Source organism: Arthrobacter sp. CJL-S3 (assembly GCF_056711635.1).
This window is the reverse complement of record NZ_CM160046.1, coordinates 2,782,626-2,807,954: the sequence shown is the minus strand read 5'-3', so window position 1 is coordinate 2,807,954 and position 25,329 is coordinate 2,782,626. Positions and strand designations below refer to the sequence as shown.

At 69.3% G+C, this 25,329-nt stretch carries 24 protein-coding genes; 12 read left to right on the top strand and 12 right to left on the bottom strand.

Annotation, left to right across the window (positions count from 1 at the left end):
* Nucleotides 1-10 precede the first annotated feature (10 nt).
* On the top strand, nt 11-1,417 hold the full coding sequence (locus tag AC06G6_RS12770; RefSeq protein ID WP_479822581.1) for an MFS transporter: 1,407 nt from the start codon (nt 11-13) through the stop codon (nt 1,415-1,417).
* Nucleotides 1,418-1,497: 80 nt separating this feature from the next.
* Here AC06G6_RS12770 and hpaD read toward each other — a convergent pair whose 3' ends face one another.
* The 3 genes from hpaD to AC06G6_RS12755 form a co-directional block, all read right to left on the bottom strand.
* Nucleotides 1,498-2,571 carry a 3,4-dihydroxyphenylacetate 2,3-dioxygenase gene (hpaD, locus tag AC06G6_RS12765; protein ID WP_479822579.1) on the bottom strand — a complete coding sequence of 358 codons (1,074 nt, stop codon included), beginning with the start codon at nt 2,569-2,571 and terminating at the stop codon, nt 1,498-1,500.
* Nucleotides 2,572-2,657: 86 nt separating this feature from the next.
* Complete coding sequence (gene hpaE, locus AC06G6_RS12760) at nt 2,658-4,163, bottom strand: 5-carboxymethyl-2-hydroxymuconate semialdehyde dehydrogenase (protein ID WP_479822577.1); 1,506 nt, start codon at nt 4,161-4,163, stop codon at nt 2,658-2,660.
* Between the two features lie 115 nt (nt 4,164-4,278).
* Nucleotides 4,279-4,995, bottom strand: coding sequence for an IclR family transcriptional regulator (locus AC06G6_RS12755; RefSeq protein ID WP_463965040.1), 717 nt, complete (start codon nt 4,993-4,995; stop codon nt 4,279-4,281).
* Between the two features lie 172 nt (nt 4,996-5,167).
* On the opposite strand from AC06G6_RS12755, the gene AC06G6_RS12750 reads away from it, so the two are divergent.
* The 3 genes from AC06G6_RS12750 to AC06G6_RS12740 all read left to right on the top strand — a co-directional run bounded on the left by AC06G6_RS12750 (nt 5,168) and on the right by AC06G6_RS12740 (nt 8,744).
* On the top strand, nt 5,168-5,704 hold the full coding sequence (locus tag AC06G6_RS12750; protein WP_479822571.1) for a flavin reductase family protein: 537 nt from the start codon (nt 5,168-5,170) through the stop codon (nt 5,702-5,704).
* Nucleotides 5,705-5,740: 36 nt separating this feature from the next.
* On the top strand, nt 5,741-7,195 hold the full coding sequence (gene hpaB, locus AC06G6_RS12745; RefSeq protein WP_479822567.1) for a 4-hydroxyphenylacetate 3-monooxygenase, oxygenase component: 1,455 nt from the start codon (nt 5,741-5,743) through the stop codon (nt 7,193-7,195).
* Between the two features lie 193 nt (nt 7,196-7,388).
* Nucleotides 7,389-8,744 carry an MFS transporter gene (locus tag AC06G6_RS12740; RefSeq protein WP_479822565.1) on the top strand — a complete coding sequence of 452 codons (1,356 nt, stop codon included), beginning with the start codon at nt 7,389-7,391 and terminating at the stop codon, nt 8,742-8,744.
* 141 nt (nt 8,745-8,885) lie between these two features.
* On the opposite strand, the gene AC06G6_RS12735 is transcribed toward AC06G6_RS12740, so the two are convergent.
* The 6 genes from AC06G6_RS12735 to AC06G6_RS12710 all read right to left on the bottom strand — a co-directional run bounded on the left by AC06G6_RS12735 (nt 8,886) and on the right by AC06G6_RS12710 (nt 14,389).
* Nucleotides 8,886-9,542 (bottom strand): phosphoribosyltransferase, encoded by a 657-nt coding sequence (locus AC06G6_RS12735; RefSeq protein WP_479822562.1) that lies wholly within the window; start codon nt 9,540-9,542, stop codon nt 8,886-8,888.
* A 24-nt stretch (nt 9,543-9,566) separates the two neighbouring features.
* Nucleotides 9,567-10,394: an alpha/beta fold hydrolase gene (locus tag AC06G6_RS12730; RefSeq protein ID WP_307459543.1), complete on the bottom strand. Its 828-nt coding sequence runs from the start codon at nt 10,392-10,394 to the stop codon at nt 9,567-9,569.
* Between the two features lie 4 nt (nt 10,395-10,398).
* Entirely contained in the window at nt 10,399-10,728 is a 330-nt protein-coding gene (locus AC06G6_RS12725; RefSeq protein ID WP_056426240.1) for a biotin/lipoyl-containing protein, read from the bottom strand.
* On the bottom strand, nt 10,721-11,704 hold the full coding sequence (locus AC06G6_RS12720; protein WP_479828662.1) for an alpha-ketoacid dehydrogenase subunit beta: 984 nt from the start codon (nt 11,702-11,704) through the stop codon (nt 10,721-10,723). The genes AC06G6_RS12725 and AC06G6_RS12720 overlap by 8 nt, the downstream gene beginning before the upstream one ends.
* Nucleotides 11,705-11,804: 100 nt before the next feature.
* Entirely contained in the window at nt 11,805-12,839 is a 1,035-nt protein-coding gene (locus AC06G6_RS12715; RefSeq protein ID WP_479822559.1) for a thiamine pyrophosphate-dependent enzyme, read from the bottom strand.
* 137 nt (nt 12,840-12,976) lie between these two features.
* Nucleotides 12,977-14,389 (bottom strand): amino acid permease, encoded by a 1,413-nt coding sequence (locus AC06G6_RS12710; RefSeq protein WP_479822557.1) that lies wholly within the window; start codon nt 14,387-14,389, stop codon nt 12,977-12,979.
* Nucleotides 14,390-14,565: 176 nt separating this feature from the next.
* Between AC06G6_RS12710 and AC06G6_RS12705 the strand changes: the two genes are divergently transcribed.
* From AC06G6_RS12705 to AC06G6_RS12680, 6 genes are all read left to right on the top strand, one after another.
* A complete protein-coding gene (locus AC06G6_RS12705; protein ID WP_479822553.1) occupies nt 14,566-15,039 on the top strand; it encodes an Lrp/AsnC family transcriptional regulator in 474 nt (157 codons plus the stop codon).
* A 207-nt stretch (nt 15,040-15,246) separates the two neighbouring features.
* Nucleotides 15,247-15,957 (top strand): NUDIX hydrolase, encoded by a 711-nt coding sequence (locus AC06G6_RS12700; protein ID WP_307460573.1) that lies wholly within the window; start codon nt 15,247-15,249, stop codon nt 15,955-15,957.
* Entirely contained in the window at nt 15,954-17,255 is a 1,302-nt protein-coding gene (gene nadA / locus AC06G6_RS12695) for a quinolinate synthase NadA (protein ID WP_479822551.1), read from the top strand. The genes AC06G6_RS12700 and nadA overlap by 4 nt, the downstream gene beginning before the upstream one ends.
* Complete coding sequence (gene nadB, locus AC06G6_RS12690) at nt 17,252-19,000, top strand: L-aspartate oxidase (RefSeq protein WP_479822549.1); 1,749 nt, start codon at nt 17,252-17,254, stop codon at nt 18,998-19,000. The genes nadA and nadB overlap by 4 nt, the downstream gene beginning before the upstream one ends.
* Entirely contained in the window at nt 18,997-20,019 is a 1,023-nt protein-coding gene (gene nadC / locus AC06G6_RS12685; protein ID WP_479822547.1) for a carboxylating nicotinate-nucleotide diphosphorylase, read from the top strand. The genes nadB and nadC overlap by 4 nt, the downstream gene beginning before the upstream one ends.
* Nucleotides 20,016-21,173 carry a cysteine desulfurase family protein gene (locus AC06G6_RS12680; RefSeq protein WP_479822544.1) on the top strand — a complete coding sequence of 386 codons (1,158 nt, stop codon included), beginning with the start codon at nt 20,016-20,018 and terminating at the stop codon, nt 21,171-21,173. Before nadC ends, AC06G6_RS12680 begins: the two co-directional genes overlap by 4 nt.
* A gap of 117 nt (nt 21,174-21,290) precedes the next feature.
* Here the strand turns inward: AC06G6_RS12680 and AC06G6_RS12675 are convergent, their stop codons facing one another.
* Both AC06G6_RS12675 and AC06G6_RS12670 read right to left on the bottom strand, forming a co-directional pair.
* On the bottom strand, nt 21,291-21,803 hold the full coding sequence (locus AC06G6_RS12675; protein WP_479822542.1) for a GtrA family protein: 513 nt from the start codon (nt 21,801-21,803) through the stop codon (nt 21,291-21,293).
* Between the two features lie 4 nt (nt 21,804-21,807).
* Nucleotides 21,808-22,482, bottom strand: a complete 675-nt coding sequence (locus tag AC06G6_RS12670) for a DUF1684 domain-containing protein (RefSeq protein WP_479822540.1) — start codon at nt 22,480-22,482, stop codon at nt 21,808-21,810.
* A gap of 157 nt (nt 22,483-22,639) precedes the next feature.
* On the opposite strand from AC06G6_RS12670, the gene AC06G6_RS12665 reads away from it, so the two are divergent.
* Together AC06G6_RS12665 and AC06G6_RS12660 are read left to right on the top strand one after the other, a co-directional pair.
* On the top strand, nt 22,640-23,467 hold the full coding sequence (locus AC06G6_RS12665) for a hypothetical protein (protein ID WP_479822538.1): 828 nt from the start codon (nt 22,640-22,642) through the stop codon (nt 23,465-23,467).
* Nucleotides 23,468-23,541: 74 nt separating this feature from the next.
* Nucleotides 23,542-24,348 (top strand): transglutaminase-like domain-containing protein, encoded by an 807-nt coding sequence (locus AC06G6_RS12660; protein ID WP_479822536.1) that lies wholly within the window; start codon nt 23,542-23,544, stop codon nt 24,346-24,348.
* Nucleotides 24,349-24,366: 18 nt separating this feature from the next.
* Here AC06G6_RS12660 and AC06G6_RS12655 read toward each other — a convergent pair whose 3' ends face one another.
* Nucleotides 24,367-25,305, bottom strand: a complete 939-nt coding sequence (locus AC06G6_RS12655; RefSeq protein ID WP_479822533.1) for an AraC family transcriptional regulator — start codon at nt 25,303-25,305, stop codon at nt 24,367-24,369.
* Between the last annotated feature and the right edge of the window lie 24 nt (nt 25,306-25,329).

Sequence of the window (25,329 nt, the reverse complement as noted above, 5' to 3'; positions counted from 1 at the left end):
ACCCGGAATCATGACCCTTTCAACGCCCTCCCAGGCGCCCGTTTCGGCGGCGCCATCCTGTCCTGAAAACGCCGCAGCCCTTGCCGGACCGGCCTCCGGCCCGCCGGGTCCTGCTTCCGGCCCGCCGGAACCGCGCGCACCCGGGCGGTACGCCCGGCTGCCGCTGCTGGCCGGCCGAAGCTTCATCCCCCTGGGGCTCTTCGCCCGGCTCCCGCTCGCGATGCTCACCGTCGGGGCCCTCACCCTGGTCACCGCCGTCACCGGCTCCTACGCCGTCGGCGGCATGGCGGCCGGCGCGGTCGGCATCGGCTCGGCGCTCGGCGCCCCCATCCTCGGCGCCCTGGCGGACCGCCGGGGCCAGCGCCCCGTCCTCGTGGTCGCCGCCGTCTTGAACACCGTCGCCGTCATCGTACTGATCCTCGCCGCCTACCTGATTCCCGGCGGACAGGATACCGCCGCCGCCGGTCCGGTCCTGCTGGCCGGCTTCGCCGCTGGGGCCAGCTGCCCGCAGGTGGGACCGCTGGCCCGGGTCCGGTGGATGGCCCTGACCTCCCGCGGCGGACGCAACGCCGGCCCCGCGGACCTGGACACGGCGCTGTCCTACGAAAGCACCGCCGACGAACTGACCTTCGTCCTGGGCCCGGCGCTGGTGGGGATCCTGGCCAGCGTGGTCGCGCCGTGGCTGCCGCTCGCCCTCGCCGCGGTCCTGACCATCACGCTCGTTCCGGCCTTCGCCGTGCACCCCACCCATCACGCCGTGGTCCGGACGCATGCGCGGACCGCGGCCGGTGCCGCCCGGGAGAAACAGCGCCGGGCGTCGCGGCCGGCCGGCCAGCGCGCGGGCGCCTTCGCGGCCGTCGCCCTACCCGTGCTGGCCATGGTCTGCATGGGCACGTTCTTCGGCTCCACCCAGACGTCGCTGAGTTCCTTCTCGGCCAGCTTCGCGACCTCCGAACTGGCGGGCCTGCTCTACGCGGTGATGGGGCTGAGCTCCGCCGCGGCAGCCCTGTCGGTGGCCTACTGGCCCCGGCGGTTCACCGCCAATGCCCGCTGGCTGGCCTGCGCGGCGCTGATGGCCGGACTGGCGCTGCTGTTGTTGCTGCCCTCGACGGCGCTGCCCATGATCCTGGTGCTCCTGGTCCTGGGCCTCCCGGTGGGTCCGCTGATGGTCACGGTCTTCGCGATCGGCGGGCTCGTCGCCCCGGCGGGAAAACTCGGCAGCGTCATGACCGCGCTGGCCAGCGGCATCGTGGCCGGCACCGCGATCGGCTCGTCCATCGCGGGGCAGCTGGCGCAGCACCAGGGCTACGCCACGGCATTCCTGGTCCCGGTGTGCGCCGCCACGGCCCTGTTCCTGCTCGGAGCGGCAGCCGCCGTCGTACTCCACCGGCGGAACGGGACGGCGGCCGCCGGCTGACCCCACGAGCCCTCGGATGCCCTATCACTTGGAGCTGCTCTGAGCGCTGAGAAGGACCATAAGTGACAGGGCAACCGGGGCTAGAGCTGGGTGCCGAGTTTGAAGCCGCGCTCCTCGCCGGGTTCCCGGGTGTAGGCGAAACCGTCGGCGCCGACCGTCACGGCCAGCTCGCTGCTGTCGGTGCGGATCACCAGCGGCTGCGGGTTCCCGTCGAGGTCCAGGACCAGGGAGGCCTCGGAGTACCAGCTGGGGACCACCGGGTTGCCCCACCAGTCGCGGCGCTGGTTGTCGTGCACGTCCCAGGTGATGGTGGGATTGTCCGGATCACCGGTGTAGTAGTCCTGCGTGTAGATCTCCACCCGGTGGCCGTCCGGGTCCAGGATGTACAGGTAGAAGGCGTTGGACACCCCGTGCCGGCCCGGACCCCGCTCGATCCGGTCCGAGATGCGCAGCGCGCCCATCTTGTCGCAGATCTGGATGATGTTGTGCTTCTCGTGGGTGGAGAAGGCGATGTGGTGCATCCGCGGCCCGTCGCCGCCGGTCAGCGCGGTGTCGTGCACGGTCTGCTTGCGGTGCATCCACGCCGCGTAGGTCACGCCGTTGGAGTCCTTGATGTCCTCGGAGACGCGGAAGCCCAGGTCCTCGAGGTACTTCCGGCCGCGCGGCACGTCCGGGGTGACCTGGTTGAAGTGGTCCAGGCGGACCAGTTCGCCGGCGGAGTAAAGATCGTAGCGCTGGGTGAGCCGTTCCACGTGCTGCACCTCGTAGAAGAACTCATAGGGGAAGCCCAGCGGGTCCTCCACGCGGACGGAATCGCCGATGCCGCGGGCGAAGCCGTCCCTGCGGCGTTCCGTGCGGCAGCCCATCTCAGCGAAGTATGCCTCGGCCTTGTCCACATCCCCGGGGGTGCGGACACGGTAGGCGAATGCCGCGGCGGCGGCCACCGGACCTTTGCGCAGAACCAGGTTGTGGTGGATGAACTCCTCCAGGGACCGCAGATAGATGGCATCCTCGTCCTCGTAGGTCACGTGCAGGCCGAGCAGGTCCACATAGAACGCTCGGGACTTCGCCAGGTCGGTGACCACAAGGTCCATGTAGGCGCAGCGGACGATGTCCGGTGCCGGAACGGTCGGGGTGATGATATCGGTGGCCATGATCGGGACTCCTCATTGAGTGTGGGGCAGACGGGATGGAGTGGTGCGCCGGTGGGGGCGCAGGCGGGGGAGGCAGGTGCCGGGCGCTACTGCGCCGCCGCGGCACCGAACTTCGGGGTGTGGACGGTGCCGAGGGTGATGTGGACGGCCTGCTGGTCGGTGTAAAAGTCGATGGAGCGGTAGCCGCCCTCATGGCCGAGCCCGGAGGACTTGACCCCGCCGAAGGGCGTGCGCAGGTCGCGGACGTTGTGGCTGTTGAGCCAGACCATGCCGGCCTCGAGGCTCTGTGAGAAGTTGTGCGCGCGCGTCAGGTCGTTGGTCCAGACGTAGCCGGCCAGCCCGTACCGGGTGTTGTTCGCCAGGGTCAGGGCTTCGGCGTCGTCCGCGAACGGGGTGATCGCGACGACGGGACCAAAGATCTCCTCCTGGAAGATCCGCGCGTCCGGCATGACGTCGGCGAAGACGGTCGGGGCGATGTAATTGCCGGTCGGAAGCCCCTCGGGCCGCCCGCCGCCAGCCAGCAGCCGGCCCTCGGTCTTGCCGATCTCCACATACCGGGCCACCTTGTCATAATGCTCGGGGTGGACCAGGGCGCCGACTTCGGTCTTCGGATCGTGCGGGTCACCGACCACGATGTTTTTCGCCCGGGCGGCGTACTTCTCGCAGAACTCCTCATAGATGTCCTGGTGGACGAGGATGCGGGAGCCGGCGGTGCAACGCTCGCCGTTCAGGGAAAAGACGCCGAACAGGGTGGAATCGATCGCGGCGTCCAGGTCAGCATCCGCGAAGATGATGGCCGGGCTTTTGCCACCCAGTTCCATGGACAGGCCCTTGAGGTTCTCCGCGGCGTTGCGGAAGATCGTCTTGCCGGTGGTGGTCTCACCGGTGAAGGAGATCAGCGGCACGTCGGGGTGCTTCACCAGCGCGTCGCCGGCCTCCTCGCCGAGGCCGTTGACCAGGTTGAACACCCCGTCCGGCAGGCCCGCGTCCTTGAAGATCTGCGCCCACAGCGAGGCGGAGAGCGGCGTGAACTCCGCCGGCTTGAGCACCACGGTGTTGCCGCTCGCCAGCGCCGGGGCCAGCTTCCAGGACTCCAGCATGAACGGGGTGTTCCACGGCGTGATGAGGCCCGCGACGCCGATCGGCTTGCGGTTCACGTAGTTGATCTGCGCGCCGGGGACCTTCATGGCGTCGTCGAACTGCGCCACAATCAGGTCCGCGAAGAACCGGAAGTTCTCCGCCGCGCGGAGGGCCTGGCCCTTGGCCTGGGTGATCGGCAGGCCGGTGTCGAATGTCTCCAGCTGCGCCAGCCGGGTCTCCTGGGCCTCGACGGCGTCGGCGATCTTGTTCAGGATGCGGGCGCGTTCCCGCGGCTTCATCTTCGGCCACGGCCCGGCGGTGAAGGCCTTGCGGGCGGCCGCGACGGCGAGGTCGATGTCCTCTTTCTGGCCGGCCGCGGCGGTGGCGTAGTTGGTGTTGGAGACCGGATCCAGGACATCGAAGGTCCGGCCGCTGACGGAGTCAACGAACTCGCCGTCGATGTAGTGGCGGATCCGGGTCGGAAGGTCGTCTGGAATGTAGTGCTCGGCCATCACATCTCCTCATTGAGTATGAAATCGTATACGATACAAACTGCCCGAGACGGGGCCGCTTGTCAAGCATTCCCGGAAGGAGTCCGCGGCCGGCGGGGGAGCGCCCCCGCCGCTGTCAGCCCAGCTGGCTCTCGATGCGCCGGGCGCTGGCGGCCAGGGCCGCGGCGACCTCGCCGGGGTCCTGGGCGGCGCGGATATACACAACCGCGAGAGCCGCCGGACGCCCGCCCGGAACCCGGACCGGTACCGCCAGCGAGGACACGCCGGAGATGACCTCATCGTGGCTGGCGGCATAACCCCGGCGGCGCGCCTCGGCCGCCTCGGCCCGGTAGGGAATGCCGGGGGCGGCGGCGGCCCATTCCTCTTCAGACAGCGCCGACTGGATCGCGATCCCGGGTGCGCCGGCGCTGATTGGATGCCGGGAGCCCGGGTGCTGGACGACGGTGGCGCCGGTGTGCCGCGGATCCACGGTGACCAGCGTGACGCATTCCGCGTGGTCCCAGACGGCAACGAAGGCGCTCATCATCAGCGTATTGGCGAGCTGGGTGAGCTCCGGCAGCGCCGCCGTCTGCAGGTTCCGCGAAACTCCCCGGGCCAGGACGGCAAGGCCGGGGCCCGGCTGGACCCGGCCGCCGTCGTCGCGCACCAGCAGGGAGTGGTCTTCAAGGGTGCGGAGGATGCGGTAGGCCACGGAGCGGTGCACACCCATGGCGTCGGCCAGTTCGGCGATGGTGAGCGGGTGCTGGGCATCGGCCAGGATTTCGAGGGCGCGGATGCCGCGCGACAACGTCTGGGACGGGGAAGCCTGGGCGCTGCCGGCTGTCGGGGTCATTTGTCCATCCTAGGTGGGGGCGGCGGTGAAGCCTGGATGCGCCGTTCGGCCCTTGTGCTCCGCCTAACAGTGAGTTAGCGTTCTATATGGGAATTACTCGTTCGATTATAGAACTTCTACCGACGATCCGCACCCCCAGCAACCAGCCGTCACGCAACGCAAGGGATCACTGATGATTGCCAAGCCCCGCACTGGGCCTGTCCCGGTTGAGCCGGGTCGCACGCCCGGCGAGCGGGCCCACCACTTCCGCGGCAGCCTGGGCCGGTTCGCCACCGGGGTGGCGATTGTGACCTTTGACGGCGCCACGAAGCGCCACGGCATCACCGTCAACTCCTTCACCTCGGTGTCCATGGAGCCGCCCCTGGTGCTCGTGAGCATCGCCCGCACCGCGAAGGCACACGACGAGCTTGCCGGCCGGCCCTTCACGGTCAACATCCTGGGTGCGGAGCAGCGGCACCTCGCGATGCACTTTGCCGGCCGTCCCGGACCCGAGCCGCTGTGGGTGGAGGGCGGAACGGCCCCGCGGCTTTCCCATGTGCTCGCCTACTTTGAGTGCAAGCCCTGGGCGGCGTACGACGGCGGCGACCACACGCTCTACCTCGGTGAGGTCGTGGATTTCAACTACCGCAACGGCGATGCGCTGGCCTACGCGAACAGTACGTTCACCACCATCCCGGAGAGCCAGCTGGGCATGGAAGACCTGCTCTGATTTCGATTCAGCTCAACGACGACTGGAGGAACAACAATGGGTATCCGTACCGGACAGCAGTACCTGGACAAACTCAACGCCATGACGCCCCACGTGGTGATCGACGGTGAGGTTGTCAGCGAAAAAGTCGCCGAGCACCCCGCGTTCCGCAACGTGGCGCGCTCCTACGCCAGGCTCTTCGACATGCAGCATGACCCGAAATACCAGGACGCGCTGACGTACACCTCGCCCACCAGCGGCGACCTCGTCAACGCCTCCTTCCTGGTGCCGAAGACCGTCGAGGACCTCACCCGCCGCCGCCGTGCCATTTCGACCTGGGCCGAGTACTCCAATGGCTTCCTGGGACGCTCCGGCGACTACATGAACTCCTCGCTCACCGCCCTCAGCACCGCCGGGAAGTGGTTTTCCCAGGCCGATCCGAAATTCGGCGAGAACATCCGCAACTACTACGAGTGGGCCCGGGAAAATGACATCCTTGCCACGCACACGCTGATCCCGCCGCAGGCCAACCGCTCCGTCTCCGGCTCAGAGCAGCTCGGCGGCCAGCTGTCGGCCCGGATTGTCGAGGAGCGCGAGGACGGCATTGTCATCCAGGGCGCCCGGATGCTGGCCACCATCGCCCCAATCGCGGACGAGCTGCTCGTCTTCCCCTCCACGGTGCTCCGCGGCACCCCGGAGGACGCCCCGTACTCCTACGCCTTCGCCATCCCCAACGACACGCCGGGCCTGCGCTACCTGTGCCGGACCTCGCTGTACAACGGCGGCAGCACCCACGACGAGCCGCTCGCGTCCCGCTATGAGGAAATGGACGCCGTCGCGGTCTTTGACCATGTCTTCGTCCCCAATGAGCGCATCTTCATGCTCGGCAACCCGCAGCTGTGCAACGGTTTCTACTCCGAAACCGGGGCCGGCGCCCTCATGACCCACCAGGTGGTCACGCGCACCATCGCCAAGAGCGAGTTCTTCCTGGGCCTGGCCTCCGAACTCGCCGACTCGATCGGCATCGACGGCTTCCAGCACATCCAGGAGGACATCGCCGAACTGATTGTCGACGTCGAAATCGGCCGGGCGCTGGTCCGGGCCTCGGAGGCTGATGCGGCGCTCAACGACGCCGGCGTCATGCTGCCGAAGTGGTCCACGCTGAACGCCGCCCGCAACTGGTACCCGAAGGTCGCCCAGCGCTTCCCGCAGATCATCCGCAAGTTTTCCGCTTCCGGCCTGATGGCGCTCCCCGGCGAGGCGGACGTCAACAGCGACGCTCGGGCTGACATCGAGATGTACCTGCAGGGCAAGTCGCTGACCGGCCCGGAGCGCGTCCGGCTGTTCAAGCTCGCCTTCGACGCCTCGGTCTCCGGCTTCTCCGGCCGGCAGTCGCTCTATGAATACTTCTTCTTCGGGGACCCGGTCCGGATGGCCGGCGCCATGGTGAACAGCTACGACCGCGGGCCCGTTCGGGCCCGGGTGCGGGAGTTCCTGAACCGCACCGACTGACCCCCGGAGACAGGCTTTCCCGTCACTTTTGGCAGCGGCAAAGCTTTTTTCCCAGGGATGTGTGCCCTATCACACATTTCATAGTAAGATTCTGAATACTAACTGACCGTTCGATCAGTAAATGCTAGAGGCATTCAGTTATTCGCACCGCACCCACCCGGGCAGTACCTCTGCCCCCAGCAACGGAGTTCCAATGACCGCAACTTCACGTGTCGATTCTGAGGCAGGCCCCAGCAGCAAGCATGAGGAACGCAAGGTCCTCGCGGGCACCTTGGTCGGGACCACCATCGAGTGGTACGACTTCTTCATCTTCGCCCAGCTGACAGCCACGCTGCTGTCACCGCTGTTCCTGGCGCCGCTGAACGCCTCCAACCCCGGCCTGGCACAGATCCTGTCCTTTGCCCTGATCGGCATCAGCTTCCTGTTCCGCCCGCTCGGCGCCATCGTCGCCGGCCACCTGGGTGACCGCCTGGGCCGCAAGGCCATGCTGGTCTTCACCCTCATCATGATGGGTGCCGCCACGGCGCTGATCGGTATGCTGCCGACCTACGCCCAGATCGGCGTCTGGGCCCCGATCCTGCTGATCCTGCTCCGCATCATCCAGGGCTTCTCCGCCGGCGGTGAATGGGGCGGCGCCGCCCTGATGGCCGTCGAGCATGCTCCCAAGAGCAAGCGCGGACTGTTCGGCGCGTACCCGCAGATCGGTGTTCCGGTCGGCATGATCCTCGCCACCGGCCTGCTGTACTTCCTCAACACGTCCATGTCCAAGGAAGACTTCGCCTCCTGGGGCTGGCGTGTGCCGTTCCTGCTGTCCATCGTGCTGATCGTCGTCGGCTACCTGATCCGCCGCGCCGTGGCCGAGAGCCCCGTCTTCAAGGAGATGCAGGAACGCAAGGAAGAGAGCCGGGCTCCGCTCGGCGAGCTCATCCGCAAGCACAAGAAGGCCGTCCTCTACTCGACGATGATCTTCATCGGCAACAACGCCGCCGGCTACCTGCTGATCGCCTTCTTCATCTCCTACGCCACCAAGTCCCTGAAGATGCCGGTCGCGCAGATCCTGCTGGCCACCACGCTGGCCTCCTTCGGCTGGCTGATCTTCACCCTGGTCGGCGGCTGGCTGTCGGACAAGATCGGCCGCGTCAAGACCTTCCTGATCGGCTACGGCATCGTCTTCGCCTGGATGATCCCGATGTTCGCCCTGATCGACACCAAGAACATCCTGCTCTACGGCGTCGCGCTGTTCGTCCTGACCATCGGCCTGGGCCTGTCCTACGGCCCGATGTCCGCGATGTACGCCGAGATGTTCCCGGCGAACGTGCGCTACTCGGGCATCTCGATCGGCTACGCCTTCGGCGCCATCCTGGGCGGTGCGTTCGCGGCCACCATCGCGGAGGCCCTGCTGCAGGGCACCGGGTGGACCGGTTCCATCGGCATCTACATCATGATCCTCTGCGTTATCTCCGCGGCCGGCGTCCTGCTGGCCGGGGAAACCAGGGGCCGTCCGCTCGGCGTCAGCCACGGCGCAACGGATGTCGCGGCTAGGCACTAGCAGCAAGCATGCAAGCACGGGAGGGGCGCGGGCCGAAAGGTCCGTGCCCCTCCCGTCGTTAACCCAACGTGCCAATCCAACGCGGGGTCAGACACGGTCCGTCCGGGGCTTCCGCGCGGGTCCGTGGCCCCGCGGTGCCGATCATTCGGGACGGGCATCCAGCAGCCGGACGACGTCGCCGTCCCGCACCTGGCCGAAGGCGCGGTAGTAGCTGCCGACGGCCCGGAACTGGCCGGGGATGAACAGGGCAAAGACGGCGTCCGCGATCTGCTGCAGGGAGGTCTGTGCCTCCAGCGAGGCGACCGGGACCCCGACGACGACGGCCGCCGCGCCGGCCGCCCGCACCGCCTCGACGGCTGCCCGCATCGTCGCTCCGGTGGCCATTCCGTCGTCGACCACGATCACGGTTCTGCCGGCCAGCGGAAGCCGCGGCCCGGGATACGCGCCGGCGCGGCGCTCCAGTTCCGCCTGCTCGACCCGCGCAACCTCATCGAGGGCCGCCTGGGTGATCCCCAGGTCCAGGAGCTGGTCCACAAAGGGCCGGTTCAGCACCTGCACCACCCGGCCGTTGACCGCGGCCAGCGCACCGAAGGCCGTTTCCGCGTGCCCGGGAATCCCCAGCTTGCGCACCGGCAGCACGTCCCAGGGCAGCCCGAGCGCCGCGGCGGCCTCGGCGGCGACCTGGACACCGCCGCGGGCCAGGCCCAGCAGCACAGCGTCCGGGCGCCCGCGGAACTGGGGGAGGGCGGCGGCCAGGAGCCTGCCGGCCTCCCCGCGGTCGGTGAAGCGCATGCCCATGGAGAGCCTCTTCCGGTTCCGGGATCAGACGCCCAGGAAGCTGATGGCCCCCTGCTTGAACGCGCGGCTGGTGATGGCGTTGGTGTGGTTCCGGCCCGGCAGGACCAGCTGCTCGACCATGGCGCCGGCCTTGGCGCCCAGCGCCGCGAGTTCCGGCATCGACGCGGCACGGTCGTCCTTTTCCCCGGCCACCAGCAGCATCGGCATATGCGGCACGGCCTCGGCGGGGTCAAACGGCTCGCTTTTGACGGCTTCCACGAGGGACAGCAGCGAGAAGATGTTGTTGCTGGGCAGCGCCTGCGCCATCTTCAGCAGTCCGGCGGTGGATGCGTCCGCGATCGGGGTGCCGTCGGCCAGGTGGCGCTGCGCGGCGACGAGGTCGAAGTCGGCCAGCGGATCCGAGACATTGGGCCCGCCCAGGACGAGCCGGTGCACCAGCTCGTGCTGGGTGGCGCCGAACTCCCAGGCGAGCCGGGAGCCGAGCGAGTAGCCGATCAGGTCCAGCCCGCTGGACGGGTCGCCGTCGCGCAGGGGACGGACGCCGGCGTCGAACGCGATCTGCAGCAGATCCGCCCGGATCCTGCTGGGCGTGTAGGAGTCCATGTCCTCGGGGGCGCCGCTGCGGCCGTGGCCGGGCAGGTCCACGGTGATGACGCGGCGGCCGGCCTCCAGCAGCGCGGTGAGCCAGCCGGTGTCCTCCCAGTTGAGCTTGGAGGAGGAGGAGAACCCGTGCAGCAGCAGCACCGGGCGCAGTCCGGCGTCGGACCCGGGCTCGTGCACCCCGACGTACAGCTGGGGGTCGGTGCCCTCGACGGTGTGGGAATGCTGTTCGCCGGTGTGTCTGCCGCTCATGGTGTCAGTCCTCATCAAGTACGGCGCTCAGGCGGACCCGGCGCTTCGGTGCCTCTTCCTTCGGGACCGTGCCCACAATGCCGGCGGTGTTGTCCGGCACCTCAAACACAATCAGGGGCTCGCCGACATTGATCTTGTCGCCGGGCCCGCCGTGGATACGCACCACTTTACCTGCCTGCGGACTGGGCAATTCAACCGCTGATTTGGTGGTTTCGACCTCGACGAGGGGCTGGTTGCGCTCCACCTGGTCGCCCGGGGCCACAAGCCATTCGAGCACGGTTGCCTCGATCAGGCCCTCGCCGAGATCCGGGAGCGGGAAGGAAATTTCAGCCACGTTTGTACTCCAATACTCGCTGGATCCCGAAAAGGATCCGGTCAATGTTCGGGATGTATTCGTCCTCCAGGTCACCCGAGGGGTACGGGACATCGAAGCCGGTGACCCTTTCCACCGGGGCCCGGAGCGTGTCGAAGCAGCTCTGGGTGATCAGCTGGGCCACCTCGGCGCCCAGGCCGGAAGTGAGCGGCGCCTCGTGGACGACGACGGCACGGCGCGTCTTGCGCACGGAGGCGGCCAGGGCCGCGGCGTCGATCGGCTTGAGCCAGCGCAGGTCCAGGACCTCGATGTCGATCCCGTCCTCGGCGGCGAGTTCGGCCACCTGGAGGCACCGGGCCACCATGGCGCCCCACCCGACGAGGGTCAGGTGCCGGCCCTCGCGCATGACCTTCGCCCCGGTGGGGGAGCCGCCGGCGGCATCGTGGCGGGCGGGAACCACCTCGCCCTTCTGCCAGTACCGCGACTTGGGCTCCATGAAGATCACCGGGTCCGGCCGCGTCGCGGCGTACTTGAGCAGGTGGTACGCCTCGTGCGGGTTCGACGGGGACACCACCTTGAGGCCGGGGACGTGCGCGAAGAGCGCCTCGAGGCTTTCGCCGTGGTGTTCGGGAGCGCGGATGCCGCCGAAGCTGGGAACCCGCAAGGTGATGGGCATGGGGAGGGTGCCGCGGCTGCGGTAGTTCATCCGGGCGATCTGGCAGACGATCTGGTTGATGGCGGGGTAGGCGAACCCGTCGAACTGGACCTCCGGGATGGGGTGGAAGCCGGCCATGGCCAGGCCCACGGACATGCCGAGAATGCCGGATTCGGCCAGCGGTGTGTCGAAGACGCGCTGCTCGCCGTGTTTGGCCTGCAGGCCGTCGGTGATGCGGAAGACGCCGCCGAGCCGGCCGCAGTCCTCGCCGAAGATCAGGGTCTTCGGGTTTTCCGCGAGCACCTCGTCGAGGGCCCGGTTGAGGGCCTGCTGCATGGACATCACCGTGGTGGAAGCCGGCGTGCCGGCGCTTGTGGCAGTTTTCTCGGCAGTTTTTTTGCCTGTGCTTTCGCCGGTAGCGTTTGCGCCTTCGAGAATCGAGTTAGACATGTTCGGACTCCTCGCGCCAGTTGGCGGCCTGGGCCTGCAGGGCAGGGGTGGTTTCCTGGAAGACCAGGTCAAACATTTCGGTGCCGGGGCGGGAGCCGAGCGCCTGGATGCCGGTGCGGATCTGTTCCTCCTCGGCCTTGGCCGCGGCGAGGGCCCCGGCGAAGAAGGCCTCGTCGGCGATGCCGTCGGCGAGCAGCCGCTGCCGGAAGCGCTCCAGCGGGTCGGTGCCGGCGCCGTCGCGCTCCTCGTCGAGCGAGCGGTAGCGTCCCGGGTCATCCGAGGTCGAGTGCGGACCCCGGCGGTAGGTCATGGCCTCGATGAGCACGGGGCCGTTCCCGGCCCGCGCGTGCGCGAAGGCGCGGCGGGTGGCCTCGACGACGGCGACCACGTCGTCGCCGTCGACCTGCAGCGCCGGCATGCCGTAGCCGGCGGCGCGGGCGGCGACGGAGCCGCCGGCAACCTGGCGTTCGGTGGGAACCGAGATCGCCCAGCCGTTGTTCTGGACGAAGAACACCACGGGGGCCTTCATCACCGCGGCGAAGTTCAGGGCTTCGTGGACATCGCCCTGGGAGGAGGCGCCGTCGCCGAAGTAGGTCAGCGCGACGCCGTCGGTGCCGTCCAGCGTCTGGCCGTGGGCCCAGCCGACCGCATGCAGCACGGAGCCGGCCACAACGGCCTGGATCGGGGCGAGCCGGGATTCCAGCGGGTCGTAGAGGCCGCCGTGCCAGGTGGCCTTGTGGGTGGACATGTAGGCCACCATGTCCACGCCCATGGTGCGGGCCACGCCCATCTCCCGGTAGGTGGGGAAAACGAAGTCCCGGGTGGTGTCCACGGCGTAGCCGCTGCCCACCTGGGCCGCCTCCTGGCCGAGTTCGGGCGCGTAGCCGGGGATGATGCCCTGGCGCTGCCAGGCGATGGCCGAGGTATCGAGGTGACGGACGGCCACCATCAGCGAATAGAGTTCGCGGAGCTGGGCGGGAGTGAGCGGTCCGGCGGCATCGCCGGAATCCACGGGAAGTGTGTCCATGCCTGTGACCCTAGTCACCCGGCAAGTGCTGTGCAATCAGCGGTTAAATCACTGACCAGACTGCACAAGAGTGCCAGCCGGATAGGCTACCGGCATTGCAGTCTGTGCAGTCTGGTCAGGTGTGCGGCCTGGGCCTGCTACTTCCCGGCGTCGGCGTGTTCAACCTGCTCGGCCGGTGCCGTGCCGCGGTTGCGGGTGAGCCGGGCGCCGATCCAGCAGGCCGCGGCGATGCCGGCGACCAGGATAATGGTGCTGACGAGCTGCTTGCTGCTCTCCGGGCTGCTGAAGCCGACGGCGAAGATCAGGGCCAGGAGCACCAGGCCGAAGATCGTCAGGCCCGGGAAGCCCTTCATCCGCAGCGGCAGGACCGTGCCGTCGCGGTCCGCGCGGCGGCGCAGGATCAGCTGGGACACCAGCGCGGAGCCCCAGACCATCAGGCAGGTCGAGCCGACCAGCTGGAACAGCGCGGGGAGGATTTTCTCCGGGAAGAGCAGCTCCAGCACGGCGGCCAGGAACCCGAACGCCACGGACACGCCGACGGCGAGCATCGGCACCCGCGCCTTGTTGATCCTCGACAGGAACCGGGGGGCCTCGCCGCGTTCGGACAGCGAGAAGACCATCCGGGACGCGCCATAGAGGTTCGCATTCAGCGCCGAGAGGAGCGCGACCACGGCCACGAGCGTGATGGCGGCGCCGGCGCCGGGGATGCCTGCGATGTCCAGGACGCCGGCGAACGGCGAGGCGAGAGCCTCCGAGGTGGAGGGAAGGACCGCGGCGATGACGAACACCGAGCCGATGTAGAAGACCAGGATCCGCCACACGACGGTGCGGATCGCCTGGCCCACGCTGTGCTGGGGGTTCTCGGTCTCGGCGGCGGCCACGCTGACAATCTCGGTGCCGCCGAATGCGAAGATCACCACGAAGAGCGCGGAGGCGATGCCGCCTAGGCCGGCGGGGGCGAAATCGGTCGTGAAGTTGCTGAGGCCGGGGGACTCGACATCCGGCAGCCAGCCCAGCAGCAGGGCCGTGCCGATGCCCAGGAACAGCAGGATGGCGGCCACCTTGAGGATGGCGAACCAGAATTCGAATTCGCCGAAGTTCTTCACCCCGGCGAGGTTGATCACGGTGAACACGACCATAAAGATCAGTGACAGGGCCCAGACGGGAATGACCGGCCAGACCGTGAACAGCAGGGCGGCGGCACCGAGGGCCTCGGCGGCGATCACCACCACCAGCTGAAGCCACCAGAGCCAGCCCACGGTGGCTCCGGCCGTCCTGCCCATGGCCTTGGCGGCGTAGACGGAAAATGCGCCGCTGTTGGGGTTGGCCGCGGCCATTTCGCCCAGGGCCCACATCACGAGGATGATCAGCGTTCCGGCGACGAGGTAGGAGATGAGGACGGCGGGGCCGGCGGCCTGGACTCCGGCCCCCGAACCGAGGAACAGGCCGGCGCCGATGGCGCTGCCGAGTCCCATCATGGTGAGTTGGCGTGGCTTCATGCTGTGGCCGAGTTTCAGGCCGGGGCGCTCCGCGGTGGACTTCATTGTCATGCTTGCGAACCTTCGTGTGGTTTGGATCTCTAAGTCCTTATGGGACCTATTGAATTTACCGCTCCGGAGCGGTTTCCGGGCACTCCGGCCGTGAGAGCATGGTGACAGTTTGTTAGGCCGGAGCGATGTTTCCGGAACGGTTTGTGATGCGAATGCGTCGGCAGGAGGAATATTCGATGGACGTTGATGCCTTGGATGCGAAGATTGTCCGATTCTTCACCGATTCGCCCCGGGCCTCGGTTCTGGAGGCCTCCCGCGTGCTCAACGTGGCCCGCGCCACCGTGCAGTCACGGCTGGACCGGATGCAGGACAGCGGAGTCATCGGCTCCTGGGTGCCGCAGCCGGACCCGGCCCACTTCGGGTTTCCCGTCGTCGCGTTCTGCTCCCTCACGATCAACCAGGACCTCGGGCACGACGCGGTGGTCGAGGCCCTCGCGGCGATCCCGGAACTGATCGAAATCCACACCGTCTCCGGCGGCTCGGACCTGATGGCCCGCATTGCGGCCCGCTCCAACCCGGACCTGCAGCGCGTGCTGGATGCCATGATCGCCACCCGGACGGTGCTGCGCTCGTCCTCGGTGATTGTGCTCAACACCCACTTCCAGGGCCGCACCCTGCCGCTGCTGGAAGCCGCCGCCGCGGGGCGGTGAGCCCGGCCCGCTCCCGGCCGGCGCACGCCGCGGCCCGAACGCCGGAACGCCCGGACGGCGGTGTGGGAGGAAACATTTTGCGCCCGGCGGGCAACGTCGTAGAATTAGTTCTAGTCAATTTGACTATAACTACTCCGGCGGTCGGCCGGACCGTCCGGGCAGCCCCAGGGGACCGCCCGGAGCCCGGAAATGCGGGGGTGAATCGCCATCTACACCACAGCTGCCAACGTTGCCGAGCGCCAGCTCGCGCCGCCGTCGCTGGCCATCTCCACGGTGATCTTCGCCCTCCGCCCCAGTGAGCGTTCCGGACGCCCCACCCTCTGGATCCCGCTGGTGCGCCGGATCCGCGAACCCTTCAAGGGGATGTGGGCCCTGCCCGGGGGGCCGCTGACCCACTCCGAGTCCCTGCAGGACGCCGCCTCGCGGAACCTGCAGGAGACCACCGGGCTGGCGCCCAGCTACCTCGAACAGCTCTACGCCTTCGGCGGCCTGCACCGCTCGCCCACCCAGCGCGTCGTCTCGATTGTGTACTGGGCGTTGGTGCAGCCCACCGAGGCCGCGCTCGCCGACGAATCCGAAAACGTCCGCTGGTTCCGCGCGGACCGGCTCGGCGAACTGGCCTTCGACCACAACGCGATCATCGACTACGCGCTCTGGCGGCTGCGCAACAAGATGGCCTACGGCTCCATCGCCTACCACCTGCTCGGCGAGTACTTCACGCTGGCCCAGGTCCGGGAGGTCTACGAGGCCGTCCTGGACCGCGAGCTGGACCCGGCCAACTTCCGCCGGCAGGTCAAGGCCACGCCCGAAATCGAAGAAACCGACCAGTACCTTCAGGGCGGCAAACACCGCCCGCCCCGCCTCTACCGCTTCACCGGCCGCCCAGGCCTTGACCCAGACAACAGGAGCACACCATGAGCAGCGTCAACACGGCCATCCAGCTGATCACGCGCGAACAGGCCGCCAGCAGCAGGGCAACGGCCTCCACCTGCAGCCCGGCGCTCGCCCGCGGGCCCTGGGACTACGACCTCGCCGAGGCCCTCGCCGGTGTGCCCGCCTACGGCCCCGGCGCCTCCGTCGCGGATCTCGCCCCGGCGTCGACCCCCCGGCAGGGCCAGCTGCCCGAGGAGTACAAGCGTGCGGGCGACGCCGAACTCGACGCGCGGATCCGGGCCGCCAAGGCAACGCTCGGGGACCGCGCCGTGGTGCTGGGCCACTTCTACCAGCGCGACGAGGTGGTGGAGTACGCCGACTTCGTGGGGGACTCGTTCCAGCTGGCCAACGCCGCGCTGACCCGCCCGGATGCCGAGGCCATCATCTTCTGCGGCGTGCACTTCATGGCCGAGACCGCGGACATCCTGTCCCGGCCGGACCAGGCCGTGATCCTGCCCAACCTCGCCGCGGGCTGCTCGATGGCGGACATGGCGGACATCGACTCCGTGACCGAGTGCTGGGAACAGCTCGAGGAACTGTTCGGCACCGAGCCCGACGCCGACGGCCGGGTCCCGGTCATCCCGGTCACCTACATGAACTCCTCGGCCGCCCTCAAGGGCTTCTGCGGCGAGCACGGCGGGATCGTCTGCACCTCCTCCAACGCCGCCACGGTCCTGGAGTGGGCCTTTGAGCGCGGTCAGCGCGTGCTGTTCTTCCCGGACCAGCACCTGGGCCGCAACACCGCCAAGGCCATGGGGGTGCCTCTGGAGCAGATGCCGATGTGGAACCCGCGCAAGGACCTCGGCGGCAACGACGGACAGACCCTGCTTGATTCCCGGGTGATCCTCTGGCACGGCTTCTGCTCTGTCCACAAGCGCTTCAACGTGGGACAGATCGAGAAGGCCCGCGCCGAGTTCCCGGGCGTCCAGGTGATTGTGCACCCGGAATGCCCGATGGAAGTCGTCGACGCGGCTGACTCCGCGGGCTCCACGGACTTCATCCGCAAGGCCATCGCCGCCGCGACAGAGCCCACCACGTTCGCCGTCGGCACCGAGATCAACCTCGTGAACCGGCTGGCCGCGGAGAATCCGCAGCACACCATCTTCTGCCTGGACCCGGTGATCTGCCCGTGCTCCACGATGTACCGCATCCACCCCGGCTACCTCGCCTGGGTCCTGGAGGCGCTGGTCCGGGGCGAGGTGGTCAACCGCATCACGGTGGAGGACGCCGTCGCCGCCCCGGCACGCGTCGCCCTCGAGCGGATGCTGGCGGCGCGGCCGTGACCAGGCAGCCGCGTGTAGTGGTGGTGGGCAGCGGCCTTGCCGGGCTGTACGCCGCGCTGCTCGCCTCCGATGCGGTTTTGGACGGCGGGCCGGCCTGCGAGGTGGTGCTCCTGAGCAAGGGAAGCCTCGAGCAGAGCAACACCTTCTACGCCCAGGGCGGGGTCTCGGCCGTGCTCGCGCCGGGCGAGGCGGCGCCCGGGGACTCCGTGGCGGCCCACATCGCCGACACCCTCGCCGCCGGCGCCGGCCTCAACGACCCGGAGGCCGTCCGGGTCCTGTGCACCGAGGCCGTCCGGGACATCGCCGGCCTGGGCCGCTACGGCGTGCACTTTGACGCCGGACCCGGCGGGGGCCCGGCGCTCGGCCTCGAGGCGGCTCACTCCGCAGCCCGCATCCTGCACGCCGGCGGGGACGCGACGGGTGCCTGCATCGCCCGCGCCCTCGTCGCCGCCGTCCTGGACCGCGCCGTCCACGGCCGGTTGCGGGTCGAGACCGGCGCCTTCGTCACGGACCTGCTCACCGAACACCCCCGCCAGGGCCCGGCGGGCGCCGCCCGGGTCACCGGCGTCGCCTACCTGGCCAGCAACGGACAGCCCCGGCGGCTGGACGCCGACGCGGTGCTCCTGGCCACCGGCGGGGCCGGACGGCTCTTCGCCCGGACCAGCAACCCCTCCGTCGCCACTGCCGATGGCCTGGCCCTGGCCTGGCGGGCGGAGGCGGCCGTCCGGGACCTGGAATTCTTCCAGTTCCACCCCACCACGCTCGCGGCGGACGAGATCCCCGGGGGTCCCCCTGCGCTGCTCATTTCCGAGGCGGTCCGCGGCGAGGGCGCTGTCCTGCTCGACGCCGCCGGCTACCGCTTCATGCCGGACTACCACCCGGACGCCGAACTGGCCCCGCGCGACGTCGTCTCCCGCAGCATTGCCCTGCACCTCGCCGCGACCGGTGCACCGGCGGACAGCCCCGTCTTCCTGGACGCCCGGGGAATCGAGGCCGCCCGCGGCCCCGGATTCCTGGCCCGGCGTTTCCCCACCATCACCGCGGCTACCCGCGCCGCCGGCTACGACTGGACCACACAGACGCTCCCGGTATCCCCGGCGGCGCACTACTGGATGGGAGGCGTGTCCACCGACCTCTGGGGGCGCACCTCCGTGCCGGGACTGTACGCGGCCGGTGAAGTCGCGTGCACGGGCGCGCAGGGCGCCAACCGGCTGGCGAGCAATTCACTGCTGGAAGGGCTGGTCTTCGGCCGCCGCGCGGTCGAGGCGATCCTCGGCGCGGCGGGTACGGAACCCGCTCCGGCGGCATCGGCCGCCGGTGCCAGGGACGAACTTCCCGCTGCGGAGGCGGGGCAGCGACCTGTCCCGTTCAGCCGGGACGCCCTGCGGCGCCTCATGACCGGTGCGGCCGGGGTGATGCGCACCGGAGCCGACCTCGACGACGCCGCCGCCCGTCTCGCGGAGTGGGCTGCGGCCCTCACCGCGGCGTCCGCTAATCCGGACCGGGGCCAGGCCCTTGACCAGGCCGCCCACGAAGACCGGAACCTGCTGCTGGCCGCCCGGCTTCTCGTGGCAGGGGCGCGGAAGAGGACCGGTTCGGTGGGTGCCCACTACCGCGCGGACCCTGACCCCGCTGCCGCCCGCCCCGCCCTGCTCGTGGCCCCTGCCCGATCCACCCCGCAGGCCGGCGCGCACGGCCACCGGCACGCCACCGGCACCCGAACAAAACAAAGGATCTCCTCATGACAGCAGCACCCGCCGCCGCCCGCCAGGGCGCCCTCCCGGCGACCGCGCTCGCCGGCACCCTGCCCGCCGCCGCCGTCGACGCCGTGCTGCGGGCGGCCCTGGACGAGGATGCGCCGTACGGTGACATCACCTCGCAGACGCTCATCCCGGCGGACGCGCGGGCGAGCGCGGTCCTGGCCGCCCGGGTGCCCGGCGTGCTCAGCGGCGGGGAGGTGTTCGCGGCGGCGATGAAGCTCACCGACCCGGACGCCGCCGTCGACCTCCTGGTGGCCGACGGTGCCGCCTTTACCGCCGGCACGGCGCTCGCGAGGGTCAGCGGGAACGCCCGGGCCGTGCTGCTCGCCGAACGTGTGGCCCTGAACCTGGTCCAGCGGATGAGCGCCATCGCAACCAGGACGGCGGAGTTCGTCGCCCTCGTGGAGGGCACCGGGGCGCGGATCACCGATACCCGCAAGACGACGCCGGGGCTGCGGGTGCTGGAGCGGTACGCCGTCCGCTGCGGCGGCGGAGCCAACCACCGCTTTGGACTCTCGGACGCGGTCCTGGCCAAGGACAACCACTTGGCAGTCCTGACCGGGGGAGACCCGGCAAAGCTCACCGCGGTGCTGCGGGAGGCCAGGGCCCGGCTCGGGCACACCACGCACTTCGAGGTGGAGGTGGACAGCATGGACCAGATCGGACCGGTGCTGGCCGCCGGGGTGGACACCATCATGCTGGACAACTTCAGCCTGGCCGAGTTGGCCGCCGGAGTGGCGCTGGTGGCGGGCCGCGCCCGGGTCGAGGCCAGCGGCAACGTCAACCTCGCCACCGTGGCGGGCATCGCCGGCACCGGAGTGGACGTCATCTCGATCGGCGGACTCACCCACAGCGTTTCCGCCCTGGACCTGGGGCTCGACATTGAGCTGGGGCTCGGTACCGAACCGGGGCTCGGTACCGAACCGGGGCTCGGCGCAGGACAGGGCCGTGCACCCGGGACCGGGCAGACGACCGGGCAGGCGGCCGGCCTGGCGGCGCCATGATTTTCCTCGACGCGGCGGCCACCACCCCGGTCCGCCGCGAGGTCCTCGAAGCGATGTGGCCGTTCCTCTCCGGGGAGTTCGGGAACCCCTCGAGCCACCATTCGCTCGGCGACGCGGCCGCCACGGCGCTCGCCGGGGCACGGGCAGCGACGGCCCGGGCCCTGGGCTGCCGCCCGGGCGAGGTGGTGTTCACCTCCGGGGGAACGGAGGCGGACAACCTGGCCGTCAAGGGCATCGCCCTGGCCCGCCGGGCGGCGGATCCGCGGCTGGACCGGGTGGTGATCAGCGCCGTCGAACATCCCGCCGTGGAGGAGTCGGCCCGCTACCTGGAGCGTGTGCACGGCTTCGCCGTCGACGTGGTGCCGGTGGACGCCTGCGGCCGCGTCACCGGGGAGGCCCTCGCCGCTGCGCTCCGGCCGGAGACCGCCCTGGTCAGCATCATGTACGCCAACAACGAGGTGGGCACGGTGCAGCCGATTGCCCGGCTGGCCGCGCTGGCCCGCGCGCAGGGAATCCCCTTCCATACCGACGCCGTCCAGGCCGCCGGCTGGCTCCCGCTCGACACCGCAGCACTGGGTGTGGATGCCCTGAGCATCTCCGGACACAAACTGGGGGCGCCCAAAGGCAGCGGGGCCCTGTTCGTGCGCAGCCGGACCCGGCTGGAACCGGTGATCCACGGCGGCGGGCAGGAACGCGGGCGCCGGTCGGGGACCGAGAACGTGGCCGGGGCCGTGGCCCTCGCGACAGCGCTCACCCTCGCCCGGAACTCACAGGAGGAGCGGGCGGCACACGTCGCCGCCCTGCGCGATGACTTCATCCGCGCGGTGCAGGCCCAGGTCCCCGGCGCCGTCCTCACCGGCCATCCGAGCGAACGGCTGCCCTCGGTCGCCTCCTTCTGCTTCCCGGGGACCAGCGGCGAATCCGTGCTGCTGGAGCTCGAACGGCTGGGGGTCATCTGTTCCAGCGGCTCGGCCTGCGCGGCGGGTTCGGACGAGCCGTCCCCGGTGCTGCGGGCGATGGGCATCGGCGCCGAGGTTGCCCAGACCGCGGTCCGCTTCAGCTTCGACTCCACCATCACGGCCGACGAGCTGCAGGAGGCGGCCGCCGCGGTCCGCGCCGCCGTCGGCAGCGTCCAGGCCCTCGGCGCCCCCTGACCCCGGCACGCCCTGACTAACCCCCATTGCCCTGTCACTTAATGCTGTTCAGAGTCCTCCCAAGGGACGATATCTGACAGCGCAAGCGGGGTGTTTCCGGGGCGGGGTGCGGAAAGCCTAGCGGTGCCGGGCGCGGCGGAAGATCCAGTGCCGCAGCAGGGTGAAGCGCACGGCCGTCGCCGCGAAGCCGGAGAGCGTGGTGGTCCACAGCTCGTCGGCGACGGTGGCAGCGGGATTGATCCAGTGCAGGACGCCGAGGCTTCCGCCGGTGATCAGCAGCGCCACCAGGATCACGATCAGGCCGTTGAGGTGGTCGCGCTTCATCCGGTGGCGTTCGGTGATCTTGAAGGTCAGCCGCCGGTTCAGGGCCGTGTTCATCAGCGACGTGAGGATGAGTGCCGTCGCGTTGGCCGGCTGCGAGCCGAGGTGCGGACGCAGGAAGGCATAGAGCGCCAGCGATGTTGCGGTGCAGACAATGCCGACGACGGTGAACCGCAGCAGCTGCCGGACCAGCGGGTAGCGGAGGACGCCGCGGTGGCGGCGGGAAGACGACGCGCCAGGTGCAGGTGCAGGTGCAGAGGCAGAGGCGGGAGCGGGGGCAGGGGAGTGCTGCTCGAGCTGGGCATCCATCCGCTCAGTACAGCTCGCCTACAGGGATCTCCACGGCGAGGCGGTTGGAGGGGCCGGGGAGGGGACATGCCCACGCCTCGTTGTAGGCGCAGGACGGGTTGTACGCGAAGTTGAAGTCCACCACGAACTCGGCCTCCGGGCCGGACCCCTGCACGCCGTGGAAGGCGCCCTTGATCGTATCCAGCAGGTAGCGTCCCGCGCCGTAGCTGCCGCCGGGCTGCCCGGCGGTGGCATCACGGAACGGCACGAAGATGCCGCCGCCGTAGCCATGAAGCTTCCACACGGCGAGCTGGCCCAGCTCCGGCAGGTCGAAGGTGCCCAGCCGGACAAACCGGACCACGCCGTCGGTGCCGGTCTCGACGTTCATTTCCCGCCCTGCACCCTCGCTCGTCAGCGGGATGTGGAAGCGGTAGATCGGATCGTAGTCGGCCGTCTTCAGCCCGGCGAAGCTGGACTTGGCGGCCTCCGTGAGCGGCGACGCGGGGTGCGTGCCGAACATCCGGTCCCGCTCCTGGCGCCAGTAGGAATGCGCCTCGGCCGGGTCCTCGGCCGCGATCTTCCGCACGTTGGCGTACAGCGCAAAGGTCCTGAGCCGCCAGTCCGCGATGTCGACGGCGGAGATGTCCCCCTCGCCGTCCTGGGCTCCGAAATCCGTCGAGCCTAAATCCTGATCCGCCATGTCCCCAGCGTATCCCGCTTTCCCTGTGACGAACCGCGCTTCCCGCGGCGGGTCCCGGGCCCCGCCCGGACTGGACTTCACCGCCGTTTTCCGGGTGCTTCCACGAAACGCTGATCCGGGAACCGGGGGCGGACAGATGTCCCGCTACGCTGGCACCATGACTGGGACGGAGAGCTTCCGGCGGACGTCGGCCCGCGGCGTCGGCATCGCTGCTGCCCTTACGCTCGCCGTCGCCGCACTCTCCGGCTGCAGCAGCGAAGGCAAGGGCGCCCCCGCCTGGACGGCCGGCACCCCGAGCCCCAGCGCCGACGGGACAGGGTCCCCGGCCGATCCGTCCGCGGGCAGCGCGACGCCGGGCTCGTCACCGGGGTCCACCGCCTCCGGCGCGGCGGAACCCGGCTCGACGGCGGCGGCCTGGAAGGTCTTCACCGACCCGGCGAAGACCGTCAGTTTCGAGCTCCCGCAGGAGTGGATCGCCCAGTCGGTGACCCCGGAGCAGGGAACCCTGCCCGGTGCCCTCAAGATCGAGGTCAAGGACGCCGACGGCGGCTACCTCGCCACCCTGCAGACCGGGCTCCCGCCCCGGCCCGCCCCGGCGTGCGCTGACGACGCCGCGAAACCGTACGTCGTCGTCAGCAGTGTCCCGGTGGACCTGCCGCACCGCGGCGGCGAAGGCACTATCGACCCGCGGGCGGTGTACAGGGTGATCCAGGGCTACAAATACTTCGGCTCCTACGGCATCACCAACGTCGTCGGCGGCACGGAAGGAAAGTCCTGCGCGCTGCAGAACCTGGTCCGCGGTCCCGAGGGCAAGGGGGACTACTCTTTCGCTGACCTGACGGAGCTGAAGGCGTTCGCCCCGGACGAGAAGGTTGCGCCGGCCAAGGCATTTGACACCCTCGACCAGGCGGCCAAATACGTCAACGAAGGCCCGGAATTCGCCAACGTCCAGCGGATGCTAATGTCTCTGGAGATCAAAAACTAGTCCCGCACCGCCCGCACACACCCGGGCCGGGAGCGGCGACGTCACCCGCCGTTACCCTCACACCCCGGAGATACATGGAACGCTCTGTAGCCGCCCGCATGGCCTTCAAGACCGTGGCCGACACGAAGGTCGCCCTGGCGGTGTCCGTGGCACGCAATTCCGGCTACAGCGGGTTCCAGGAGTCCCTGTCCGTGACCTCCGGCGGCGAGGATGTCCCGCTCACCGAACTCTCGGACCACCACGGCGGGCGCTTCCACTATATGGAATTCGCCGACCCCGCCGAGGTGCTCGTGGAGTACACGGCCACCGTCACCGGCTTCGCGCTGCCGGAGGAACCCCGGCTGATGGAACTCATCCGCTACGTCCGGCCGAGCCGCTATGCCGAGTCCGACCGGCTCCTGCCGACGGCCTACGCGGAATTCGGCGGCATGCAGGGTGCTGAGCTGGTGCTCGCGGTGCGCAACTGGGTGTTCAGCGAGTTGCGCTACATCAGCGGGTCCTCCCGGGGGACCGACGGGGCCGTCGAGACCCTGCTGAACCGCCGCGGGGTCTGCCGCGACTTTGCCCACCTGGCGGTCTCGCTGCTGCGCGCCAAGAATGTTCCCGCCAGGCTGGCTGCGGTGTACGCGCCGGGACTGAGCCCCATGGACTTCCACGCGGTGGCCGAAGCCCACATCAATGGTGCCTGGTGCGTCATCGACCCCACAGGCCTGGCACCGCGCGAGAGCATGCTGCGGATCACCGCGGGCAGGGATTCCTCGGACACCGCGTTCCTGTCGACGGTAGGCGGCAGCCTGTCGCTGACGCAGTTAAGCGTCACCGCCGTCGTCGACGGCGACCTGCCGGACGAGGACCCGGAGAAGCTGGTCACCCTCCAGTAGGGACGCTCTGGAGATATGTCACAGCTGGGCTCGCTGGCGGTAGTGGCGTGGTGTAACGCCCGCGTCCTTGAGGAAGTGCCGGTTGAAGTTGGAGAGGTTCGAGAAGCCGACTTCGTAGCAGATGTCGGAGATGGCTTTGTCGCTGTGTTCCAGCAGGCGCCGCGCGTGGGCGAGCCGAAGTTTGCGGACCAGGTCACTGAAGTTCTGGCCGGTGGCGCGTTTGAAGTATTTCGAAAACGTCGGCTCTGACATACCGACCAGCGCCGCAGCCTCGGACATTTTGACGCTGCCGGCGTGGTTACTGAAGACGTACTCGAGGACAAGGTCCACCACGGCCGCGGCCTGGCCGTCCAGTTGGGGTCTGAACCATTCGTCGGCCAGGTAGCGCCGTTCCTCCTGGGGTGCGCGGGCCAGGACCGTGAGGAGCTCAAAAAGGCGGTGCAGGCGCTCCAGGCCCGTCGATGTGCCCATCGCATTGATGCATGCGGCGGCAGCCCCGGCTGACGGTCCCAGGAACTCGATCCCGCGGGAGGACTGTTCCAGCAGGGGTTTGACTTCGGCCATTTCCGGAATGACCGCAGCAGCCTGTTCAACCCATTTTCCGTCGAACTGGATGAGGGCGTCCCTGCCCTGGAGGACTTCTCCGGGGTCGAGGTCGCTGACCCAGTCGTGCGGCAATCCCGGTCCCACCAGGGCCACGTGTCCGGCCTCGAAGGTGCCGATGTGGTCTCCCACGATGAATTTTCCGGTGCCTTTCCGGATCAGGTGCAGTTCGTATTCCGGGTGGTAGTTCCAGCGTGCCACCGGGCTGGGATAGTCGTGCTCGTGCCACCGGACTGAATGGTTGGGGTCCTCCGGGATGACCTCCCGGTTGGCGCGCATGCCCAGGAGCCGTTCCGCGAGCCGGGCCGCTGCGCTGTCCATGGTGCCTGCGCCGTCGCCGGGGTCCGCGCTCATCGTGGTCCTCCCTGAAATGGGGTT

Excerpts from the sequence above, each read along its gene's own strand:
- AC06G6_RS12770 (WP_479822581.1), top strand. The coding sequence starts at position 11 with ATGACCCTTTCAACGCCCTCCCAGGCGCCCGTTTCGGCGGCGCCATCC.
- hpaD (WP_479822579.1), bottom strand. The coding sequence starts at position 2,571 with ATGGCCACCGATATCATCACCCCGACCGTTCCGGCACCGGACATCGTC.
- hpaE (WP_479822577.1), bottom strand. The coding sequence starts at position 4,163 with ATGGCCGAGCACTACATTCCAGACGACCTTCCGACCCGGATCCGCCAC.
- AC06G6_RS12755 (WP_463965040.1), bottom strand. The coding sequence starts at position 4,995 with ATGACCCCGACAGCCGGCAGCGCCCAGGCTTCCCCGTCCCAGACGTTG.
- AC06G6_RS12750 (WP_479822571.1), top strand. The coding sequence starts at position 5,168 with ATGATTGCCAAGCCCCGCACTGGGCCTGTCCCGGTTGAGCCGGGTCGC.
- hpaB (WP_479822567.1), top strand. The coding sequence starts at position 5,741 with ATGGGTATCCGTACCGGACAGCAGTACCTGGACAAACTCAACGCCATG.
- AC06G6_RS12740 (WP_479822565.1), top strand. The coding sequence starts at position 7,389 with ATGACCGCAACTTCACGTGTCGATTCTGAGGCAGGCCCCAGCAGCAAG.
- AC06G6_RS12735 (WP_479822562.1), bottom strand. The coding sequence starts at position 9,542 with ATGGGCATGCGCTTCACCGACCGCGGGGAGGCCGGCAGGCTCCTGGCC.
- AC06G6_RS12730 (WP_307459543.1), bottom strand. The coding sequence starts at position 10,394 with ATGAGCGGCAGACACACCGGCGAACAGCATTCCCACACCGTCGAGGGC.
- AC06G6_RS12720 (WP_479828662.1), bottom strand. The coding sequence starts at position 11,704 with ATGTCCATGCAGCAGGCCCTCAACCGGGCCCTCGACGAGGTGCTCGCG.
- AC06G6_RS12715 (WP_479822559.1), bottom strand. The coding sequence starts at position 12,839 with ATGGACACACTTCCCGTGGATTCCGGCGATGCCGCCGGACCGCTCACT.
- AC06G6_RS12710 (WP_479822557.1), bottom strand. The coding sequence starts at position 14,389 with ATGACAATGAAGTCCACCGCGGAGCGCCCCGGCCTGAAACTCGGCCAC.
- AC06G6_RS12705 (WP_479822553.1), top strand. The coding sequence starts at position 14,566 with ATGGACGTTGATGCCTTGGATGCGAAGATTGTCCGATTCTTCACCGAT.
- nadA (WP_479822551.1), top strand. The coding sequence starts at position 15,954 with ATGAGCAGCGTCAACACGGCCATCCAGCTGATCACGCGCGAACAGGCC.
- nadC (WP_479822547.1), top strand. The coding sequence starts at position 18,997 with ATGACAGCAGCACCCGCCGCCGCCCGCCAGGGCGCCCTCCCGGCGACC.
- AC06G6_RS12680 (WP_479822544.1), top strand. The coding sequence starts at position 20,016 with ATGATTTTCCTCGACGCGGCGGCCACCACCCCGGTCCGCCGCGAGGTC.
- AC06G6_RS12675 (WP_479822542.1), bottom strand. The coding sequence starts at position 21,803 with ATGGATGCCCAGCTCGAGCAGCACTCCCCTGCCCCCGCTCCCGCCTCT.
- AC06G6_RS12670 (WP_479822540.1), bottom strand. The coding sequence starts at position 22,482 with ATGGCGGATCAGGATTTAGGCTCGACGGATTTCGGAGCCCAGGACGGC.
- AC06G6_RS12665 (WP_479822538.1), top strand. The coding sequence starts at position 22,640 with ATGACTGGGACGGAGAGCTTCCGGCGGACGTCGGCCCGCGGCGTCGGC.
- AC06G6_RS12660 (WP_479822536.1), top strand. The coding sequence starts at position 23,542 with ATGGAACGCTCTGTAGCCGCCCGCATGGCCTTCAAGACCGTGGCCGAC.
- AC06G6_RS12655 (WP_479822533.1), bottom strand. The coding sequence starts at position 25,305 with ATGAGCGCGGACCCCGGCGACGGCGCAGGCACCATGGACAGCGCAGCG.